Annotated in this window: 19 protein-coding genes and 3 tRNA genes; 19 read left to right on the top strand and 3 right to left on the bottom strand. The window is 59.9% G+C overall.

Translation table 11 applies throughout. The features are described from left to right. Positions 1-102: 102 nt before the first annotated feature. From ASD36_RS29500 to ASD36_RS29485, 4 genes are all read left to right on the top strand, one after another. Positions 103-1,380 carry an exonuclease SbcCD subunit D gene (locus tag ASD36_RS29500; RefSeq protein WP_060502226.1) on the top strand — a complete coding sequence of 426 codons (1,278 nt, stop codon included), beginning with the start codon at positions 103-105 and terminating at the stop codon, positions 1,378-1,380. Continuing rightward, complete coding sequence (locus ASD36_RS29495) at positions 1,380-4,853, top strand: AAA family ATPase (RefSeq protein ID WP_060502140.1); 3,474 nt, start codon at positions 1,380-1,382, stop codon at positions 4,851-4,853. Before ASD36_RS29500 ends, ASD36_RS29495 begins: the two co-directional genes overlap by 1 nt. Before the next feature lie 121 nt (positions 4,854-4,974). Continuing rightward, positions 4,975-5,373 (top strand): cupin domain-containing protein, encoded by a 399-nt coding sequence (locus ASD36_RS29490; protein WP_060502139.1) that lies wholly within the window; start codon positions 4,975-4,977, stop codon positions 5,371-5,373. 146 nt (positions 5,374-5,519) lie between these two features. Then, positions 5,520-5,894: a hypothetical protein gene (locus ASD36_RS29485; protein WP_060502138.1), complete on the top strand. Its 375-nt coding sequence runs from the start codon at positions 5,520-5,522 to the stop codon at positions 5,892-5,894. A gap of 62 nt (positions 5,895-5,956) precedes the next feature. Here the strand turns inward: ASD36_RS29485 and ASD36_RS29480 are convergent, their stop codons facing one another. Together ASD36_RS29480 and ASD36_RS29475 are read right to left on the bottom strand one after the other, a co-directional pair. Further along, positions 5,957-6,214 carry a lipoprotein gene (locus tag ASD36_RS29480; protein WP_060502137.1) on the bottom strand — a complete coding sequence of 86 codons (258 nt, stop codon included), beginning with the start codon at positions 6,212-6,214 and terminating at the stop codon, positions 5,957-5,959. 193 nt (positions 6,215-6,407) lie between these two features. Then, positions 6,408-6,483, bottom strand: a tRNA-Val gene (locus ASD36_RS29475). A gap of 407 nt (positions 6,484-6,890) precedes the next feature. Here ASD36_RS29475 and ASD36_RS29470 point away from each other — a divergent pair. Next, positions 6,891-6,967 (top strand) — tRNA-Asp (locus ASD36_RS29470). Positions 6,968-7,018: 51 nt separating this feature from the next. Next, positions 7,019-7,095, top strand: a tRNA-Asp gene (locus ASD36_RS29465). Between the two features lie 261 nt (positions 7,096-7,356). Here ASD36_RS29465 and ASD36_RS29460 read toward each other — a convergent pair. Further along, the gene (locus ASD36_RS29460) at positions 7,357-7,620 is read right to left on the bottom strand and encodes a DUF982 domain-containing protein (RefSeq protein ID WP_060502136.1); all 264 of its coding nucleotides are present in this window, start codon (positions 7,618-7,620) and stop codon (positions 7,357-7,359) included. Between the two features lie 546 nt (positions 7,621-8,166). Between ASD36_RS29460 and ASD36_RS29455 the strand changes: the two genes are divergently transcribed. The 13 genes from ASD36_RS29455 (at position 8,167) to nuoK (ending at position 19,263) form a co-directional block, all read left to right on the top strand. After that, on the top strand, positions 8,167-8,532 hold the full coding sequence (locus ASD36_RS29455) for an NADH-quinone oxidoreductase subunit A (protein ID WP_037107729.1): 366 nt from the start codon (positions 8,167-8,169) through the stop codon (positions 8,530-8,532). After that, the gene (locus tag ASD36_RS29450; RefSeq protein ID WP_037107732.1) at positions 8,523-9,101 is read left to right on the top strand and encodes an NADH-quinone oxidoreductase subunit B; all 579 of its coding nucleotides are present in this window, start codon (positions 8,523-8,525) and stop codon (positions 9,099-9,101) included. Before ASD36_RS29455 ends, ASD36_RS29450 begins: the two co-directional genes overlap by 10 nt. Before the next feature lie 17 nt (positions 9,102-9,118). After that, the gene (locus ASD36_RS29445; RefSeq protein ID WP_060502135.1) at positions 9,119-9,724 is read left to right on the top strand and encodes an NADH-quinone oxidoreductase subunit C; all 606 of its coding nucleotides are present in this window, start codon (positions 9,119-9,121) and stop codon (positions 9,722-9,724) included. Positions 9,725-9,780: 56 nt separating this feature from the next. Then, the gene (locus ASD36_RS29440) at positions 9,781-10,971 is read left to right on the top strand and encodes an NADH-quinone oxidoreductase subunit D (RefSeq protein WP_037107744.1); all 1,191 of its coding nucleotides are present in this window, start codon (positions 9,781-9,783) and stop codon (positions 10,969-10,971) included. A gap of 8 nt (positions 10,972-10,979) precedes the next feature. Then, positions 10,980-11,234, top strand: coding sequence for a hypothetical protein (locus tag ASD36_RS29435; RefSeq protein ID WP_112834607.1), 255 nt, complete (start codon positions 10,980-10,982; stop codon positions 11,232-11,234). Positions 11,235-11,249: 15 nt separating this feature from the next. After that, positions 11,250-12,353 (top strand): NADH-quinone oxidoreductase subunit E, encoded by a 1,104-nt coding sequence (locus tag ASD36_RS29430; protein ID WP_060502133.1) that lies wholly within the window; start codon positions 11,250-11,252, stop codon positions 12,351-12,353. 12 nt (positions 12,354-12,365) lie between these two features. Next, positions 12,366-13,670 carry an NADH-quinone oxidoreductase subunit NuoF gene (nuoF, locus tag ASD36_RS29425; RefSeq protein WP_060502132.1) on the top strand — a complete coding sequence of 435 codons (1,305 nt, stop codon included), beginning with the start codon at positions 12,366-12,368 and terminating at the stop codon, positions 13,668-13,670. Between the two features lie 98 nt (positions 13,671-13,768). Next, complete coding sequence (locus ASD36_RS29420) at positions 13,769-14,362, top strand: hypothetical protein (protein ID WP_156393938.1); 594 nt, start codon at positions 13,769-13,771, stop codon at positions 14,360-14,362. A 107-nt stretch (positions 14,363-14,469) separates the two neighbouring features. Then, positions 14,470-16,551 carry an NADH-quinone oxidoreductase subunit NuoG gene (nuoG, locus tag ASD36_RS29415; RefSeq protein WP_060502130.1) on the top strand — a complete coding sequence of 694 codons (2,082 nt, stop codon included), beginning with the start codon at positions 14,470-14,472 and terminating at the stop codon, positions 16,549-16,551. A gap of 21 nt (positions 16,552-16,572) precedes the next feature. Then, a complete protein-coding gene (gene nuoH / locus ASD36_RS29410; RefSeq protein ID WP_060502129.1) occupies positions 16,573-17,616 on the top strand; it encodes an NADH-quinone oxidoreductase subunit NuoH in 1,044 nt (347 codons plus the stop codon). 64 nt (positions 17,617-17,680) lie between these two features. Further along, complete coding sequence (gene nuoI / locus ASD36_RS29405) at positions 17,681-18,172, top strand: NADH-quinone oxidoreductase subunit NuoI (RefSeq protein WP_037107770.1); 492 nt, start codon at positions 17,681-17,683, stop codon at positions 18,170-18,172. Positions 18,173-18,312: 140 nt separating this feature from the next. Then, positions 18,313-18,927: an NADH-quinone oxidoreductase subunit J gene (locus ASD36_RS29400; RefSeq protein ID WP_060502128.1), complete on the top strand. Its 615-nt coding sequence runs from the start codon at positions 18,313-18,315 to the stop codon at positions 18,925-18,927. Between the two features lie 27 nt (positions 18,928-18,954). After that, positions 18,955-19,263: an NADH-quinone oxidoreductase subunit NuoK gene (nuoK, locus tag ASD36_RS29395; RefSeq protein WP_037169335.1), complete on the top strand. Its 309-nt coding sequence runs from the start codon at positions 18,955-18,957 to the stop codon at positions 19,261-19,263.

Below are 19,263 nucleotides of genomic sequence, written 5' to 3'. Positions count from 1 at the left end.
GCATTTCCCCAATAATGTTGCTGTGTTGAAAGCGCTGAATAGACCCTGCGGCGAGGCATGTGTGGCATTGACGCAAGGCCGGACGGCAGGCCATGGTCCGCCATGCCCTTTCGTTTTGTCCATACCGCCGATCTTCATCTCGATTCACCCTTGCGCAGTCTTGCGTTGAAAAATCCGGAACTTGCGGCACTGGTACGCGGTGCGACCCGCACCGCCCTTGCAAGGATCGTAGACCTGTGCCTGGCAGAGAGTGTCGATGCCCTGCTGATCGCTGGCGATCTCTACGACGGATCCCAGACATCGATGAACACGGCGCTCTATTTGTCGAGCGAACTGCGCCGGTTGGAGGCGGCGGGGATCAGCGTGTTCCTCATTCGCGGCAACCACGATTCGCAGTCGGCAATGACCCGCGAGCTGACCTTTCCGTCCAATGTGCATGTGTTCGCTGGCCGGGCAAAGCCGGTGCTTGCCAAATCTCTCGGCGATGGCCGTGGCGTCCATATCCACGGCATCAGTTTTGCCAATCCGCATGCGCCTGACAGCCTCTTGCCATCCTTCCAGCCGCCGGTTGCCGATGCCGTCAATATCGGCATGCTGCACACCAGCCTTGCCGGTACGCCGGGCCATGATCCCTATGCGCCGACAAACGTGGCCGAACTGGCGCGACACGGTTTTGATTATTGGGCGCTCGGCCATGTCCACATGCGGCAGGTTCACTGTGAGAACCCGTTGGTCGTCATGCCTGGCATGCCGCAGGGGCGTGACATCAACGAGGCGGGGCCGAAGACAGTGACACTGGTTACCATCGGTGATGATGGTGTACTGGGGTACCGCGAGCATCCAATCGGACAGGCGGTATTCGAGCGTGTTGCGATCGACCTGACCGGCGTACAGGACTGGCGGCAAATGCTGGAGAGGGTAGGCGAAACTCTGCCGTCGCTCCGGAACGGGGCCGATGCTGACCATCTCATCCTCAGAATCTCACTGACCGGTACAACGCCGCTGGTCTGGAAGCTCAGGCGTGATCCCGATTTCCTCTTGGCCGAAATCACCAATCTTGGCGCCGGTCTCAATGGGTGCTGGATTGAGAAAGTCGATATCGATTGCCGGGGCATGGACGCAGAAACGACCTTGACCGGCCCTGACCCGGTGGAGGAACTGGCCAGCCTGATCCGCACCGACGTACTGACGTCCCACGCCTTTCGCCAGGAAGCCAGCGCAGTGCTCGATGAACTGTTGCTGCAGTTGCCGCGCGAATTGCGCGAAAGCCTGGCCGGGGACGAGAAGGCGGCCGTGCGGTTGGCCGAAACTGTCGCTCTTGCCGGCAGTGATGATGTGCTTGCCTATCTGCATGGCAGTGATGCGGGGGCCGATCTCTGATGCGTCTTAACCGTCTCGATCTGCTTCGCTATGGAAAATTCACCGGCCGCAGTCTGAATTTCGGCGACGCACGCCCCGGACATGCAGATTTTCATCTCGTCTACGGCCCGAACGAGGCGGGAAAATCAACGCTGTTTTCCGCTTTCCTCGATCTGCTGTTCGGCATCGAGCGGCTGAGCGGCTACGGTTTTCTGCATCCCTATGCGACCATGCGGGTCGGCGGCGTCATCGAGACCGGGGGCAGGGTGCATTCCGTCTCGCGGGTAAAGCGCAATCAGAACTCTCTGTTGGGGCCTGACGACCAGCCGCTGCCGGACAACCTGTTTTCAGCGGCCCTGGGTTCGATCGACCGGGCGACCTATCAGATGATGTTTTCGCTCGATGACGACAGCATCGAAAAGGGCGGCGAAAGTATCCTGAAAAGTGAAGGGGAGCTTGGCGCCCTGTTGTTTTCGGCCAGCTCCGGCTTGCCGGACAGCAGCGCCATCTTATCCGGGTTGAAAGCTCAGGCGGATGCTTTCTACAAGCCGCAGGGCCGGAAACATAAGCTGGCGGAGTTGAAAGCTGAGCTTGAGGCACTGAAGGACGAGAAAGCCGCCATCGATATCAACGCCCGCGAATTTGCCGCTTTGCGCAAGGTGCGCGACGCAGCTGCCGAGCGGCATGATGCCTCCGCAAAGGCACGGGCTGAACTGCGCGTGTCTCTCGATCACGCCCGCGACCGCATCGAAGCGCTGCCGATTCTCGCCCGATTGCGCGGCCAGCGTTCCGAGCTTGCTGCTTTCGCCGACCTGCCGGAGCCACCAGCCGCCTGGCATGCCCTTTTGCCGCAATTGCAGCGTGAGGAAACCACAATCGACGCCCGGTTGGTGCAGCTGGACGCCGATATCGACCGCAGAGCCGCTGAAGTCATTGCCATCGAGCGGGATGAGGCGGTGCTGGCGCTGGCTGGGGATATCCGCGATCTGGAAAATTCAGGTCTGGAAGCCCGCCACCGGACGGCTGCCAGCGATATGCCGAATCGGCTTGACGAGCGTGCCAAGATCGCCGCCGACATTGCTGTCCGTGTCGGTCGCCTCGAGCGGGCTGACATGCCTGATGCCGCTGCACTCATCCTGCCCGCCGCGATCGCCGGCCGGCTGCAAGATCTGGCACAGAAGCATGCCGCGCTGAACGAGCGGCTGGATGCTGCCCTGCGGGAAAAGACGCTTTCCGAGGCGGAAAATGCGGAAGCGCTCAAGGTTCAGGCGGCACTTGTGTCCGGCGGCTCTTCGCAGGGCGGGGAACCCGCTGCTTTGACTGACATGTTACGGACTCTGCGTCAGAATGATTGCCTGCTGCGGCAGCAGACGGCCAACCGTCAGATCGCAGCGCTGGAAGACCTCCTGGCTGACAAGCTTGCAACGCTGTCGCCCGCTTCGTTCGACGCTGATAGCCTGACGGTCATTTCCGTCCCCGAGGAAACCGACCTTGCCGAATGGACGGAGCGGCGGGCAACGCTGACGGAACAGCTGAAGCGGCTTGACGACCGTATTGCCGAAGAGGCGGCGCTGACGGCTGGCGATGAAGCCAAGCTTCACGAATTGACACGGACAGGCGGCTTTACTGCCGACGATGCCGCCTTGACGCTGCGCCAGGAGCGCGACCGTGCCTGGCAGGCGCATGCGGCACAACTGGACGCTGACAGCGCCCGCGTTTTCGAAAACGTGCTCAAGAAGGACGACGAGGCAGCGGCCCTCAGGCTGGCGCATTCGCAGGACCTTGCGCAGGCAAGGGGACTTTCGCTCTCCGTCGCCGAGCGTAACGGCAAGCTTTTGGCGTTCCGTCAGCAACATGAGGCGGCGCATGCCGCGATTGCCGCGCTAAGGTCGGAGATTTCGGCTGCAGCTGTTGAATGTGGATTGCCCGAGAATACCAAGCTGAACCAGCTGGTGGCGTGGCTTGGGCGGCGGGTGGCGGCGCTTGAGGTGCGTAACCAGCTGCGCACAGCCCAGCAGGACGCGCGGCTTGCCGTGGCGGATGAAGCCAAGGCCATGCAGCGACTGACAGAGGTGCTGGAGCACGGCGGTGTGGTGAAGGGCATGCCGGCGCGGTTGGAGGATGCGATTGCTTTTGCCGAGCATATTATCCACGATCTGCAATCCGCCCACCGGGCGCATGTCACGGCTGCGGAAACGGTGGAGCGGGCCGGGGCTGCGCTGCGCTTGCGCACGGCCGCATGGTCGGCCGCTTCCGAGGACATGGCGGAGTGGAGCACGCGTTGGCAGGAGGCTATTGGTGCCACGTGGCTCGCCGAGGCAACAACGCCCTTGTCGCCACAGGAGATTACGCCTGTCCTGACAATCCTTCAGGATCTGGACAAACTGATCCAGCGCAAGGCTGATCTCGATCATCGAATCGATGGCATGCGAAAAGATCAACTGGCCTTCGCAACCATTGTCCGGACGCTGGCTGAAAAACTTGCCATCGCAGTATCGGATGAACCGCTCCTCGTTGTTCAGACGATTCGCGACCGGTTGGCCGGTGCCGAGCGGCAGGAAACGTTGTTCCGGCGTCTTTCGGACGAGAATGATGCTCGCATCGCGGAAAGGCGGGCGCTGGGCGAATCGCGCGAACGCCACGACGCACAGAAGCGCGGCATGCTGGATCTGTTCGACAGCAGCTCGCTGCTGGAAGTCGGCGCCCATCTGGAAACGGTCAAGGCGCGTCAGCGACTGCGCGAGCGGATTGCCGAGGCTGAGGCCGATCTGGCCGCCCGGCTTGGTGTTGGACGTGCCGATGAAGCGGAAATGCTGCTGAGTGCCGTCGACGCAGACGGCCTACGGCTGGAAATGGCGGCCTTGCAGGCCCGGTTTGAACAGGCCGAGCGCGACGGTGCCGAATTGCATGCTGAACGGCGCGATGCCGAAAGGGCGCTGGCGGCCATCGGTGGCGGCGATGCAGCGGCCCATATCGAGGAAAAGCGCCGCACGGTGCTGGCGGAGATCGAGGAGCGCGCGACCGCCTATCTGCGGCTGCGCATGGGCATTCTGGCTGGTGAAACGGCGCTCAGGCTCTACCGCGAGCGTCATCGCAGCGCGATGATGCGCCGGGCGTCAACGGCGTTCAGCGTCATCAGCGGCGGTGACTATGTAGGGCTGACGACACAGGCCGAGAAGGGCGAGGAATTCTTGATCGCCAATGCTGCCGGTGGTGGATCGAAACTGGCGCGCGATCTTTCCAAGGGCACCCGCTTCCAGCTCTATCTGGCGCTGCGCATGGCCGGCTATCACGAGATCGCCACGACACGCGAATCGCTGCCTTTCATCGCCGATGACATCATGGAGACCTTCGACGATGGACGTGCCGGGCACGCCTTTTCCTTGATGGCGGAAATGGCAGGGGTTGGGCAGGTGATTTATCTGACCCATCATCAGCATCTCTGCGACATCGCCCGCACGGCCTGCCCGGACGTAACGATCCATACGCTGTGATTGTGGAGTTTGCTGAAGCGTGGTCTCGGATGTGACGGGGAGACATTGGGCCGGAACGCGCTATGTTCCGCCTATTAGTGACGTCCGCCGGATGGCGGCAAATATCAGGGAGCCTATCGCCATGGAGATCAAAGCTTGCGGATCGCGCCCATCCGTTCGCCCACCGGCAGATTATTTTACCGGCAACGTTCGGCAGGACCCGATACATGATGCGCCGGAGCCGGCCCGCATGCGCTGCGTGTCCGTCACCTTCGAGCCGGGAGCAAGAACGGCCTGGCACACTCATCCGCTCGGTCAGACGCTGTTCGTTACATCCGGTAGTGGCCTTGCCCAGACCTGGGGTGAGCCGGTTCGCGCAATCAAGGCGGGGGATACCGTCTGGTTTCCGCCGGGTGAAAAGCACTGGCACGGCGCCACTGCCACGACCGGCATGACCCATATCGCCATCCAGGAAGCGCTTGACGGCAAGGCGGTCGACTGGATGGAACTGGTGAGCGAAGAACAATACCAATCGGCGTGATGCGTCCCGGCACGCGCAGAACAAAACCAGGCCGACGATTCTTGCCGTTTCCGCGTTGCAATAGGCGGGAGAACACAGCTATCTGAAGACGAAGGTTTACGTCGCGGGAGCATGCGCCCGCAGACTGCCGCTGAAGGGTTCCGCCGATGTACAATTTTCATGTTGGGCAAAAGGTCGTCTGCATCGACGACAAGTTCAAGAACGTCTCGATCGATCAGGGCATCCGCAAAGGCCAAATCTATACGATTCGCTGGGTCGGGCCTTACAAGCATTACATCGATGGGGAATTCATCGGTGTGAAACTGGCCGAAATCCACCGGGGCAATGACGACGGGCCGGAAGGGTATGGCGCCGCCGACATGCCCTATCGCGCGACGCGGTTTCGGCCCTTGCTCAGGGACCGTCTGTCGGCGCTGAAAAACCTCCTGGCGCCGACGCCGAAGGGCGAAAAGCCCTATTTGCCGGACGCTCCGGAAGAACCCAAGCGCAAGGCGCCGGTCCGGAAAAAGGAAGAGGTTTAGCCAGCGACAGCGTCGCGCCTTGGATTTCAGGCCGTGAAATTCGTCCGCGAAGGCGGGCGGATTTAGTTGGGGTCGACGATTTGCTCCCTGCGCACGAGCCTCAGAGAGCGGTCAGGCTGGATGATGTAGGTTTCCTCGGCGCGCTTGCCATATTGGTCGTTCAGCTGGTGATGAAGGACGCTGCCGACCGGGGCTTTGGTCAACTTGGTTGCCGGCTGGCCGCCATAGGTGATGCTGCCAGGGATAGGGCTTATTTCGGGCATGGCGTTACAGGCAGTAAGGCCTGCAGCAAGCGTCGCTGCCAGAATTGCTTTCCTCATGTGATATTTCCCTCTTAACGCCTCGATACCCAGTCCCGGCTGTCCAGTCCGTGGAGGGGCAGGCTCCTTAATTTTGCTCGCCACAGATGGCAACGCCTCTGCCATATGGCAAGAGGCTCTGATGCTGCTGTTTAAGGAAACGCGCAAAAACACCCGGATGGAGGGATGCTGTCAAATTTAGATGAAAAGAAAATGGTGGGCGATGAGAGACTCGAACTCCCGACATCCTCGGTGTAAACGAGGCGCTCTACCAACTGAGCTAATCGCCCTTCGCGAAGCAGAAGCAGTGTCTGCCGCGTCGGTGGCCGTGATCTATGCGTATCGGCGGAAAACCGCAAGAGCGGATTGGAAGATTTTTTCGTTTTTTTTTCAAAGTCCCGGTATCGCTGGCTGTCGCCTGACAAATCGGATGTGGAAAACCGGCATTGCTACTGTGGAGACAAAAAGGGGAAGGGCGGCGGGACAAATTATGATCGAAACGGAGGTGCGTTGGTTGCTCCTGTGAAATTTTGAAGGACGCTTTTTCGAGCCTGTGGAAACAATTCGATGGCTGTCACTGTTTTGTCTCCAAACCTGCTTGACACCCAAAGACGAACCTCGTAGTTAGCCGCTCATCGAAACGGCCTAGCCGCTTCGAGCGGATGCAAAAGCATCTGGACGACTTGAAATGAAATGCGCGGGTGTAGCTCAGTTGGTTAGAGTGCCGGCCTGTCACGCCGGAGGTCGCGGGTTCGAGCCCCGTCACTCGCGCCATTTCAAGAATAGCAGTTTCTGCTTATGTCCGGGTGGTTTGTACTATAATGCGCGGGTGTAGCTCAGTTGGTTAGAGTGCCGGCCTGTCACGCCGGAGGTCGCGGGTTCGAGCCCCGTCACTCGCGCCATTTTCCGCTAAGATTTCAAATGCAAGTGTGATTTGAAAGCCGACGGGACCTCAGGTCCCGGTCGGTTCTTGCCGTCTTTTGACATGCGCGGGCGGCCGCATGAAGCTCGCATTTCCGCATGACGGCGGGGGAAGGGGCAGCCCACGATTCCTTCACGGTACGCAAATCTTCCGCTGCACCTTTGCGGGTAATGACGAAATTTGCGGCGGATGCCTATCGGGCAGGCCGGCCTCCCGCTATGCTAATGACGGGCCATCGTGATCAGGTGTTGATAGAGCGCGGCTTCACATAGATATGCGCTTCGATCGCCGCGGCGATCAGATCCTGCCGGACAAGTTCGGGCGGTTGTTTCCCTCGAAACGAATCGAGGCAGGTCATAACCGCCAGCTTGTAGCTGGGTCCACGCTTCTTCGGCCACTTGTTGAGCAGAAGGTCTGCGGCTTCCAGCGAGCTGGAGACGGTGATCACGTCTTGACGGTCGTTCAATTCGAATAAAACACTCTCATGCCAGGGAATATCGTCCATGAGCCGTCCCTCTATTAGGGTGATGTTGCCTATACAAGCTTGCGTGAAGGTTGTGTTTGTTCTTCAGGGTTGCGAAATGCGCTAAAGACAGCCTTCGGTGTTGCGCGGTCAGCCGTGGATTTTCGGGCGGAAGTGGGGCGGGCTCCATCGCCACCCATGCAAAACGCGGATAGGGGCCATGCAGTCTTGTTGCAGCTCCCGTTGGTCCGCCAGGTACGCTTTCATTGCTCCCGTCCGGGGTTTCTGCCTTCTGATTTCAATCGATTTTAGCGAGCGCGACCATATGTCCCCGGCGTTGCGGCGCAAGGGCTTGGCGCTCTGTCTTGCAAAGGGCTGCCGCGATTCCCCGGTATTTGCGCCTGCCCACCGGAGATGCTAGCTTTTGGCCGGTCTTCATTCCCGCGACACAAGGGGGTGAAAACCGTTCTCAAGGCTTGCACAGCGGCGCTGGCTGCGCTAACCACTTTGGCGTTGCAACATATTTTTCGGCCTGTGAGCCTTTGTTTTGCGCTTCTCCAGCGCGCCTCGCAGGCAGGGACGGATACAATGACAGATCTTCTCGGCTCCTACATTCCGATCGCGATTTTCATCGGTATATCGCTGGTTATCGGGCTGGCGCTGCTGATCGCGCCGTTCGCCGTCGCCTACAAGGCGCCTGACGACGAAAAGCTTTCGGCCTACGAATGCGGCTTTAATGCCTTCGATGACGCCCGCATGAAATTCGATATCCGATTCTATCTCGTGTCGATTCTCTTCATCATCTTCGATCTTGAAGTGGCGTTCCTGTTTCCCTGGGCGGTATCGTTCAAGGATATGGGCTGGTTCGGCTTCTTCTCGATGATGTCGTTCCTCGGGGTGCTGACCATCGGCTTTATCTATGAATGGAAGAAGGGAGCGCTGGAATGGAACTGACATCCAGCACGACGCTCGTTGCGCCAAAGCCGAAGGGGATCGTGGATCCCTCAACCGGCCAGCTGATCGGTAGCAACGACAAGTATTTCGGCGAGATCAACAATGAGCTTGCCGACAAGGGCTTTCTGGTCACGTCGACCGACGAACTGATCAACTGGGCCCGGACCGGCTCGCTGATGTGGATGACCTTCGGTCTGGCCTGCTGCGCTGTCGAAATGATGCAGATGTCGATGCCGCGTTACGATGCGGAGCGCTTTGGCTTTGCACCGCGCGCTTCACCGCGTCAGTCTGACGTGATGATCGTCGCCGGTACGCTGACCAACAAGATGGCTCCGGCTCTGCGCAAGGTCTATGACCAGATGCCTGAGCCGCGTTACGTCATCTCGATGGGGTCCTGCGCCAACGGTGGCGGGTACTATCACTATTCCTATTCGGTAGTGCGCGGCTGTGACCGCGTTGTGCCGGTCGATATTTATGTGCCGGGCTGTCCTCCCACGGCAGAAGCGCTCCTTTATGGTGTGCTCCTGCTGCAGAAGAAGATCCGCCGCACAGGCACGATCGAACGGTAAGGGCAGGGGACTTGAACATGAGTGAAGCCCTGAATGGACTTGCTACTTACATTCGCGAAACACGCGGTGCGTTGATTTCGGATGCCGTCATCAGCTATGGCGAACTGACGCTGACATCCACGGCCGACAACCTGATCGCGCTTCTGACGTTCCTGCGTGACGATGCCCGCTGTGGCTTCGTTAACTTTACGGATATTTGCGGCGTCGATTGGCCGCAGCGTCCGGACCGGTTCGACGTTGTCTATCACATGCTGTCGCCGAAGCAGAACCTGCGCATCCGCGTCAAGGTTGCGACCGGAGAAGATCAGCCGGTGCCCTCGGCCTGCGCCGTTTACCCCGGCGCTGACTGGTTCGAGCGGGAAGCCTACGATATGTACGGCATCCTCTTTACCGGCCATCCGGACCTGCGCCGTATCCTGACCGACTACGGTTTTGAAGGCTATCCGCTGCGCAAGGACTTCCCGACGACCGGTTTCGTCGAGGTTCGTTATAATGATGAAGTCAAGCGCGTCGTCTATGAGCCCGTCGAACTGAAGCAGGAATTCCGCAATTTCGATTTCATGTCGCCCTGGGAGGGAACGGATTACGTTCTGCCTGGCGATGAAAAAGCAAACGCGAAGTGAAATGAAGGCCGAGGGCTCGCGAACATGCGGGCTTGTCAGGCTTGGAGCAAGCGGCAATGAACGAACATAACGTCCGCAATTTTAACATCAATTTCGGACCACAGCACCCTGCGGCGCACGGCGTTTTGCGGCTTGTTCTCGAGCTTGACGGCGAAATCGTCGAGCGTGTCGATCCGCATATCGGTCTTCTGCATCGCGGTACCGAAAAGCTGATCGAGACCAAGACCTATCTGCAGGCTGTGCCCTATTTCGACCGACTCGACTATGTCGCGCCGATGAACCAGGAACACGCCTATGCGCTGGCGGTCGAGAAGCTGACGGCGACGGAAGTGCCGATCCGCGGCCAGCTGATCCGTGTTCTCTACTCGGAAATCGGCCGTATCCTGTCGCATCTCTTGAACGTTACGACACAGGCCATGGACGTCGGCGCGTTGACGCCGCCGCTCTGGGGCTTTGAAGAGCGTGAAAAGCTGATGGTGTTTTACGAGCGTGCCTGCGGCGCACGCATGCACTCGGCCTATTTCCGTCCGGGCGGCGTCCACCAGGACCTGCCGCACGAGCTGGTCGAAGATATCGGCAAGTGGATCGATCCGTTCCTGAAGACCGTTGACGATATCGACGAACTTCTGACGGGCAACCGCATCTTCAAGCAGCGCAACGTCGATATCGGCGTCGTGACGTTGGATGATGCCTGGGCCTGGGGTTTTTCCGGCGTTATGGTTCGTGGATCCGGCGCCGCTTGGGACCTGCGTAAGTCGCAGCCCTATGAATGCTACGCTGACATGGATTTCGACATTCCGATCGGCAAGAATGGCGACTGCTTCGACCGCTACCTGATCCGCATGATCGAAATGCGCGAATCGGCCAAGATCATGCGCCAGTGCGTCAACCGTCTTCTGGGCGATGCCAAGGTCGGACCGGTGTCGTCGCTTGACGGCAAGATCGTGCCGCCGAAGCGTGGCGAGATGAAGCGGTCGATGGAAGCGTTGATCCACCATTTCAAGCTCTACACCGAAGGCTATCACGTGCCGGAGGGCGAGGTTTATGCGGCCGTCGAAGCGCCGAAGGGCGAATTCGGCGTCTACCTGATCTCCGACGGCACCAACAAGCCGTATCGCTGCAAGATCCGCGCCCCGGGCTACGCCCATCTTCAGGCCATGGATTACATCTGTCGCGGCCACCAGCTGGCGGACGTTTCCGCCATTCTCGGCTCGCTCGATATCGTGTTCGGCGAGGTTGATCGTTGATGCGCAGGATGGTCCTGACAGTTTTGGCCTCGATGCTTGCTGCGGCGCCTGCATTTGCGCAGGAAACCGCGCCGAAGTCCGGCGAACCTGCGATGAGCGGTTCGTCGGGTAGCGGCATGGGCAGGCTTCTGAGCCAGGGCTACGAGATCAGGGCCGCAGTGCCGAACGGCACGCGCTACATCGTATTTTTACAAAAAGACCAGTCAGCCTATGCCTGCGAATTCGTCACCCTGACGACATCGCGGTGCGGTTCGATTAACTGATAAGGTGCGGGAAGAATGTCCGTTCGTCGACTAGCCGAAGAAAACGTCCAGCCAGCGGCCTTTGCGTTCAGCAAGGAAAACGCGGTCTGGGCCAAGGCCACGATCAAGAAATATCCGAAGGGCCGCGAGCAATCTGCGGTCATTCCGCTTTTGATGCGGGCGCAGGAGCAGGATGGCTGGGTCACCAAGGCGGCGATCGAAAGCATCGCCGACATGCTGACCATGCCCTATATCCGTGTACTTGAAGTCGCGACCTTCTACACCCAGTTCCAGCTGAAGCCGGTCGGCACGCGCGCGCACGTCCAGGTGTGCGGAACGACGCCGTGCATGCTGCGCGGCTCGGAAGACCTGATCAGCCTGTGCAAGAAGCGCATTCACCCCAATCCGCTGACGCCGAACGAATCCGGCACGCTGTCCTGGGAAGAAGTCGAATGTCAGGGGACCTGCGTCAACGCCCCGATGGTGATGATCTTCAAGGACACCTATGAAGACCTGACGGTTCCGCAGCTGGAATACATCATCGACCGTTTCGACGCAGGCAAGGGCGCCGACGTCAAGCCGGGCCCGCAGATCGACCGTATCTTCTCGGCTCCCGTCGGTGGACTGACCACGTTGCTCACCCCGGAAAAGAAGCCGGCAGCGCCGCGCGCCAAGAAGGCCAGCGATGACGCCGCCGTCAGCGTGCCGCCATCGAACGCCGCCCGCCCGAAAACGGATGCTCCGGAAACCGATCCAGCATTGAAGACGCCGGCGACGGCAAAGTCCGAATCCGCTGCGAATGACAAGGTTTCCGGCGAGACCAAGGCTGAAGGCGGCGCTTCTGCAAAGCCGTCGCTCGAGGACAAGAATCGTCCTGCAGGCATTGCCAAGCCGGATGCTCCGGATGACCTGAAACTGATCTCCGGCGTTGGCCCGAAGATCGAAGGTACGCTCCACGAACTCGGCATCTTCACCTTCACGCAGGTTGCGGGCTGGAAGAAGGCCGAACGCGAATGGGTGGACGGCTATCTGAATTTTAAGGGCCGTATCGAACGGGACGATTGGGTCAAGCAGGCCGAGGCGCTGGCCAAGGGCGGCGAAGCCGAATACATCAAAGTTTTCGGCAAGAAGCCGCGATAAGTTAGGTGAACCATGCTCGACGATAAAGATCGCATTTTTACCAATATCTACGGCCTTCATGACAAATCGCTCAAGGGCGCCATGAGCCGTGGCCACTGGGATGGCACCAAGCAGATCCTGGAAAAGGGACGTGACTGGATCATCAACGAGATGAAGGCTTCCGGCCTTCGTGGCCGTGGTGGTGCTGGCTTCCCGACAGGCCTGAAGTGGTCCTTCATGCCGAAGGAAAGCGACGGCCGCCCGCATTATCTCGTCGTCAACGCCGACGAATCCGAGCCCGGTACCTGCAAGGACCGTGACATCATGCGCCACGATCCGCATACGCTGATCGAAGGCTGCGTGATCGCGAGCTTCGCCATGGGTGCGCATGTCGCCTATATCTATGTGCGCGGCGAATATATCCGCGAGCGTGAAGCGCTGCAGGCGGCGATCGACGAATGCTATGATGCCGGTCTTCTCGGCATCAACAACAAGCTTGGCTGGGACATGGACATCTACGTCCATCACGGCGCCGGCGCCTATATCTGCGGCGAGGAAACGGCACTGCTCGAAAGCCTCGAAGGCAAGAAGGGGCAGCCGCGCCTGAAGCCGCCGTTCCCGGCCAACATGGGCCTCTATGGCTGCCCGACGACGGTCAACAACGTCGAGTCGATCGCCGTTGCCCCGACCATCCTGCGCCGTGGTGCGTCGTGGTTCTCGGCGATCGGCCGTCCGAACAATGTCGGCACCAAGCTGTTCATGGTGTCGGGCCACGTCAACAAGCCTTGCACGTTCGAAGACGCGATGGGCACGCCGTTCCGCGAAATGATCGAGCGTCATTGTGGCGGTATCCGTGGCGGCTGGGACAATCTTCTCGGCGTCATCCCGGGCGGCTCGTCCTGTCCGGTGGTCAAGGGCGAGGACATCATCGACGCGCCGATGGATTTCGACGGTATGCGCGATGTGAAATCGTCGTTCGGGACCGCCGCCATCATCGTGATGGATCGCTCTACCGACATCATCAAGGCTATCTGGCGTCTCGCTGCCTTCTACAAGCATGAGAGCTGCGGCCAGTGCACGCCGTGCCGTGAAGGTACCGGCTGGATGATGCGCGTCATGGAACGCATGGTTCAGGGCCGCGCCCAGAAGCGTGAAATCGACATGCTGTTCGACGTGACCAAGCAGGTCGAAGGTCACACCATCTGCGCGCTCGGCGATGCGGCCGCATGGCCGATCCAGGGTCTGATCCGCAACTTCCGTCCCGAGATGGAAGCGCGCATCGACGAATACACCCGCAACGCCTCGTCGCATGGCGCGGTGCTGGCGGCAGCGGAGTAAGCGGCATGGCCGGGCCGGGGAACGAAACGGGGAGGGGGACGCAGACAGGTTCTGCCGCAACCTCATCCGGCTCTCCGGTTGGCAACGAGCCATTTGGCATGGCTGAGTGGCTGAAGAACGTGCCGATGGGGCAGCTGCATCCGCTGATGCAGCACCCGGCGGCGGCAATGGCGGCGGTAACGGCGATCGGCTTCGGTATGACCAGCCAGATTGCCGGCTTCATGCTGGGTGCGATGCAGGGGCTGGCCGAAACGGCGCAGAAGACCGGCGTTGCGGCGGATGAAATGCCGGTAGCAAAGGTGGCCAAGCTAGCGGAAGCGCCGGTGGTTGCCGTGAAGGCTGCGCCGGTTGTGAAGCCGAAGGTGGTTGCCAAGGCTCCGGGCAAGGCTCGGCCGGTAAAGGCCAAGCCCGTTGCTGCGGAGCCGGTTGCGGTTGTTGCGGCCAAGGCCGAGAAGCCGAAGCGGCAGACGGTTGCCCGCGTTGCCGAAACGCAGACGGACGACTTGAAGCGGATTTCCGGCATCGGTCCGAAGCTGGAGCAGGTTTTGAATGGAATGGGCGTGCGGCGTTATGCCGATGTCGCTTTGTGGAGTGATAAGGACGTGCAGCGCATCGACGACCAGCTTGGTTTTGCTGGCCGGATCGCGCGGGACGGCTGGGTCACGCAGGCAAAGGCCCTGATAAAGGGTTGAGATTGAGTTTCGGGCGGAAACCGGTGGTTTTAGCTCAAAGATTGGCGTGCCTAATAATATCTGTTCGCCGCTGACGCTGGTGAACGAAAGACAGGATTGAGACTAAGATGGCAAAGCTGAAAGTCGACGGAAAAGAGATCGAGGTCCCGGATCATTTCACGCTGCTGCAGGCGTGCGAAGAGGCGGGCGCTGAAGTTCCGCGCTTCTGTTTCCACGAGCGGCTGTCGGTCGCCGGAAACTGCCGCATGTGTCTGATCGAGGTGAAGGGAGGGCCGCCGAAACCGGCAGCCTCCTGCGCCATGGGCGTGCGCGACCTGCGTCCCGGCCCGAATGGCGAAGCGCCGGAAGTCTTCACGACCACGCCGATGGTCAAGAAGGCCCGCGAAGGCGTGATGGAATTCCTGCTCATCAACCATCCGCTCGATTGCCCGATCTGCGATCAGGGCGGTGAATGCGACCTGCAGGACCAGGCTATGGCCTTCGGCGTCGATTCGACCCGCTACAACGAAAACAAGCGCGCCGTCGAAGACAAGTATATCGGTCCGCTGGTCAAGACTGTGATGAACCGCTGCATTCACTGCACGCGCTGCGTCCGCTTCACCACGGAAGTCGCTGGCATTGCAGAGCTTGGCCTGATCGGCCGCGGCGAAGATGCCGAGATCACCACCTATCTGGAACAGGCGATGACGTCCGAATTGCAGGGCAACGTCGTTGATCTCTGCCCTGTCGGCGCTCTGACCTCCAAGCCCTACGCCTTCAACGCCCGCCCGTGGGAACTCGGCAAGACCGAATCGATCGACGTCATGGACGCTGTCGGCTCCGCGATCCGCGTCGATACCCGTGGCCGCGAAGTCATGCGCGTCATGCCGCGTGTCAACGAAGAGATCAACGAAGAGTGGATTTCCGACAAGACCCGCTTCATCTGGGATGGCCTGAAGACGCAGCGTCTTGACCGCCCTTACGTGAAGAAGGATGGCCGCCTGCAGCCCGCCAGCTGGAACGAAGCCTTCGCCGCCATTAAGGGCGCGGTTGCCAAGACCAGCGGCGACAAGATCGGCGCGATTGCCGGCGATCTGGCGTCTGTTGAAGAAATGTATGCGCTGAAGGCGCTTATCACCTCGCTCGGTTCGGAGAATATTGACTGCCGCCAGGATGGTGCTGCGCTCGATCCTTCGTTTGGCCGCGCAAGCTACCTGTTCAACCCGACGATCCAGGGCATCGAAAGCGCCGACGCGCTCCTGATCATCGGATCGAACCCACGCTTTGAAGCCTCGGTTCTCAATGCCCGTATCCGCAAGCGGTTCCGGATGGCCAATTTCCCGATCGGCGTGATCGGCGAGCCGGCCGAGCTGCGTTACTCCTATGAGTATCTCGGCGCGGGCACGGAATCGCTGGCCGAACTGGTGAGCGGCAAGGGCAAGTTCCTGAGCGTGCTGAAGAAGGCAGAGCGTCCGATGATCATCATCGGTCAGGGCGCTATCTCCGGCGGTAATGGGGCTTCGGTTCTGGCCGCAGCCGCCAAGCTCGCAGGCGCCGTTGGCGCCGTCACTGCAGACTGGAACGGTTTTGCCGTTCTGCACACCGCCGCCTCGCGCGTCGGTGGTCTCGATCTCGGCTTCGTGCCGGGTGAGGGGGGCAAGAGCGCCGCCGAGATGCTTGATGGCACGGACGTTCTGTTCCTGCTTGGCGCCGACGAAATGGATTTCTCCGGCAAGACCGCAGGCTTCACCGTCTATATCGGCTCGCATGGCGACGAAGGTGCTCATGGCGCCGACGTCATCCTGCCGGGTGCGACCTATACCGAAAAGTCCGGCCTCTGGGTCAACACCGAAGGCCGCGTTCAGATGGGCAACCGCGCCGGTTTCGCACCGGGCGACGCCCGCGAAGACTGGGCGATCATTCGGGCGCTGTCCGACGTGCTCGGCAAGAAGCTTCCGTTTGATTCGCTTGGCGAATTGCGCGGGAAACTCTATGCGGCGCACCCGCATTTCGCTGCGATCGACATGATCGAGACGGGTGCAAGCGGTGAAATTGCCGCACTTGCACAAAAAGCCGGTGAGATGGGCAAATCGGTGTTTGCGTCTCCGGTCAAAGACTTCTATTTGACGAACCCAATAGCACGAGCTTCCGCCGTCATGGCCGAATGCTCGGCTTTGGCACGCAACAACTTCAAAGCTGCGGCGGAATGAGCGCGAAGGAATAAGACGAAAATGGACGCTTTCATTTCGACCTATGTCTGGCCAACGGCCATCATGATCGGCCAGTCGCTGCTGCTTCTGGTCGCGCTTCTGGTCTTTATCGCCTACATCCTTTTGGCTGACCGCAAGATCTGGGCGGCGGTGCAGATGCGCCGTGGACCGAATGTGGTAGGCCCGTGGGGACTTTTCCAGTCCTTCGCCGATCTTTTGAAGTTCGTCTTCAAGGAGCCGGTCATCCCGGCCGGCTCGAACAAAATCCTGTTCCTGCTGGCGCCGCTGGTTTCCGTGACCCTGGCGCTCGCTGCCTGGGCGGTCATTCCGCTGAATGACAACTGGGTGATGGCCAATATCAATGTCGGCATCCTCTATGTTTTCGCCATTTCCTCGCTTGAGGTTTACGGCGTCATCATCGGCGGCTGGGCATCGAACTCCAAGTATCCGTTCCTTTCGGCGCTGCGCTCGGCCGCCCAGATGGTGTCCTACGAAGTCTCGATCGGCTTCGTCATCGTTACCGTTCTTTTGTGCGCCGGTTCGCTGAACCTGACGGATATCGTTGATTCACAGCGTGATGGTCTGGGCACGATGATGGGTCTGCCGGGATCCTTCCTGGATTGGTACTGGCTGCCGCTGTTCCCGATGTTCATCATCTTCTTCATCTCGGCGCTCGCTGAAACCAACCGTCCTCCCTTCGATCTGGTCGAAGCGGAATCGGAACTGGTTGCCGGCTTCATGGTCGAATACGGCTCGACCCCGTACATGATGTTCATGCTCGGCGAATATGCCGCCATCTGCCTGATGTGCGCGCTGACGACGATCCTTTTCCTCGGCGGCTGGCTGCCTCCGGTCGATGTATGGTTCCTCAACTGGGTTCCGGGCATCGTCTGGTTCATCCTGAAGTCCTCGATGGTGTTCTTCATGTTCGCCATGGTGAAAGCCTTCGTGCCGCGTTATCGCTACGACCAGCTGATGCGTCTCGGCTGGAAGGTCTTCCTTCCACTGTCACTCGCCATGGTCTTCATTGTTGCAGTTGTGCTGAAACTGGTGGTGTGGGCCTGATGTTTACTCACCGTTTCGCAAAATCAGCCGGCGCCTCCCAGGCCGGCACGTTTGGAGGTTGATGATGGCAAGTTTGTCGCAAGCCGTCAGTTCGCTGTTCCTCAAGGAATTCGTCAACGCGTTTTTCCTGTCGATGCGCTATTTCTTCGCACCGAAGTCGACGCTGAACTATCCGTTTGAAAAAGGCCCGGTCAGCCCGCGCTTCCGTGGTGAACATGCGCTGCGCCGTTATCCGAACGGCGAAGAACGCTGCATCGCCTGCAAGCTGTGCGAAGCGATCTGTCCTGCCCAGGCGATCACCATCGAGGCTGGCCCGCGCCGCAACGATGGCACGCGCCGCACGGTCCGTTACGACATCGACATGGTGAAGTGCATCTATTGCGGTTTCTGCCAGGAAGCCTGTCCAGTCGACGCGATCGTCGAAGGCCCGAACTTCGAGTTCGCCACCGAGACGCGCGAAGAGCTTTACTATGACAAGGACCGGCTGCTTTCCAACGGCGACCGTTGGGAGCGTGAAATCGCCCGCAACATTGCAATAGACTCGCCGTACCGCTGAGACTTTGCATAGGGACTGCGCCAGCCGGTTGAGGCTGGCGTTACACTGATCTTGGGCGTGGCCGGCATGAACCGGTGCGCCAGTGGGAAGGATGGCCTGGTTGCCATGCCTGCCCGGGGAAGACGAAAAAGGCACCGATCATGGGTCTGCAGGCTCTTTTTTTCTATCTTTTTTCATTCGTCGCGGTTGCGTCGGCGTTCATGGTGATTTCTTCGCGGAACCCTGTTTATTCCGTGCTGTTCCTGATCCTGACGTTCTTCAACGCCGCCGGCCTGTTTCTTTTGACGGGCGCCGAGTTCCTGGCGATGATCCTGCTGGTTGTTTATATCGGCGCCGTCGCGGTTCTCTTCCTCTTCGTGGTGATGATGCTCGACATCGACTTCACCCAGCTGAGGTCGGGCGTGCTTGAATATGCGCCGGTCGGCGCGCTGATCGGCCTGGTGCTGGCAGCCGAGCTGATCATCGTGGTCGGCGGCAGCTCGTTCTCGCCGGAAATCGCCAAGTCGATCTCGATGCCGATCCCGGCGGTTGCCGATCGAACCAACACCGCTGCTCTCGGCGACGTGCTCTATACGCACTATGTCTACTTCTTCCAGATTGCCGGCCTGGTTCTTCTGGTCGCCATGATCGGCGCCATCGTCCTGACGCTGCGCCATCGCGACAACATCAAACGCCAGGATATTCCCACACAGGTTGCCCGTTCGCCCAAGACCGCTGTTGAAGTGGTCAAGGTGAAGTCGGGGCAGGGCCTTTAAGACGGACGCGAGGTCAAGGAACTCATCATGGAAATCGGTATTTCCCACTATCTGACCGTCAGCGCCATCCTGTTCACGCTGGGCGTCTTCGGCATCTTCCTCAACCGGAAGAACGTCATCATCATCCTGATGTCGGTGGAACTCATTCTGCTGGCGGTCAACATCAACATGGTTGCGTTCTCGTCGTTCCTCAACGACATCACCGGCCAGGTGTTCGCCCTGTTCATTCTGACCGTCGCGGCCGCGGAAGCCGCCATCGGTCTTGCAATTCTCGTCGTCTTCTACCGCAACCGCGGCTCCATCGCCGTGGAAGACGTCAACATGATGAAGGGCTGA

Origin of the sequence: Rhizobium sp. Root1334, from assembly GCF_001426665.1 — a bacterium.
GTDB lineage: Bacteria > Pseudomonadota > Alphaproteobacteria > Rhizobiales > Rhizobiaceae > Pararhizobium.
The sequence above is the reverse complement of the archived record's forward strand: the minus strand, read 5'-3'. Positions and strand labels throughout refer to the sequence as shown.

Coding starts and splice junctions, on each gene's coding strand:
- ASD36_RS29500 (WP_060502226.1), top strand. CDS start 103: ATGCCCTTTCGTTTTGTCCATACCGCCGATCTTCATCTCGATTCACCC.
- ASD36_RS29495 (WP_060502140.1), top strand. CDS start 1,380: ATGCGTCTTAACCGTCTCGATCTGCTTCGCTATGGAAAATTCACCGGC.
- ASD36_RS29490 (WP_060502139.1), top strand. CDS start 4,975: ATGGAGATCAAAGCTTGCGGATCGCGCCCATCCGTTCGCCCACCGGCA.
- ASD36_RS29485 (WP_060502138.1), top strand. CDS start 5,520: ATGTACAATTTTCATGTTGGGCAAAAGGTCGTCTGCATCGACGACAAG.
- ASD36_RS29480 (WP_060502137.1), bottom strand. CDS start 6,214: ATGAGGAAAGCAATTCTGGCAGCGACGCTTGCTGCAGGCCTTACTGCC.
- ASD36_RS29460 (WP_060502136.1), bottom strand. CDS start 7,620: ATGGACGATATTCCCTGGCATGAGAGTGTTTTATTCGAATTGAACGAC.
- ASD36_RS29455 (WP_037107729.1), top strand. CDS start 8,167: ATGACAGATCTTCTCGGCTCCTACATTCCGATCGCGATTTTCATCGGT.
- ASD36_RS29450 (WP_037107732.1), top strand. CDS start 8,523: ATGGAACTGACATCCAGCACGACGCTCGTTGCGCCAAAGCCGAAGGGG.
- ASD36_RS29445 (WP_060502135.1), top strand. CDS start 9,119: ATGAGTGAAGCCCTGAATGGACTTGCTACTTACATTCGCGAAACACGC.
- ASD36_RS29440 (WP_037107744.1), top strand. CDS start 9,781: ATGAACGAACATAACGTCCGCAATTTTAACATCAATTTCGGACCACAG.
- ASD36_RS29435 (WP_112834607.1), top strand. CDS start 10,980: ATGGTCCTGACAGTTTTGGCCTCGATGCTTGCTGCGGCGCCTGCATTT.
- ASD36_RS29430 (WP_060502133.1), top strand. CDS start 11,250: ATGTCCGTTCGTCGACTAGCCGAAGAAAACGTCCAGCCAGCGGCCTTT.
- nuoF (WP_060502132.1), top strand. CDS start 12,366: ATGCTCGACGATAAAGATCGCATTTTTACCAATATCTACGGCCTTCAT.
- ASD36_RS29420 (WP_156393938.1), top strand. CDS start 13,769: ATGGCTGAGTGGCTGAAGAACGTGCCGATGGGGCAGCTGCATCCGCTG.
- nuoG (WP_060502130.1), top strand. CDS start 14,470: ATGGCAAAGCTGAAAGTCGACGGAAAAGAGATCGAGGTCCCGGATCAT.
- nuoH (WP_060502129.1), top strand. CDS start 16,573: ATGGACGCTTTCATTTCGACCTATGTCTGGCCAACGGCCATCATGATC.
- nuoI (WP_037107770.1), top strand. CDS start 17,681: ATGGCAAGTTTGTCGCAAGCCGTCAGTTCGCTGTTCCTCAAGGAATTC.
- ASD36_RS29400 (WP_060502128.1), top strand. CDS start 18,313: ATGGGTCTGCAGGCTCTTTTTTTCTATCTTTTTTCATTCGTCGCGGTT.
- nuoK (WP_037169335.1), top strand. CDS start 18,955: ATGGAAATCGGTATTTCCCACTATCTGACCGTCAGCGCCATCCTGTTC.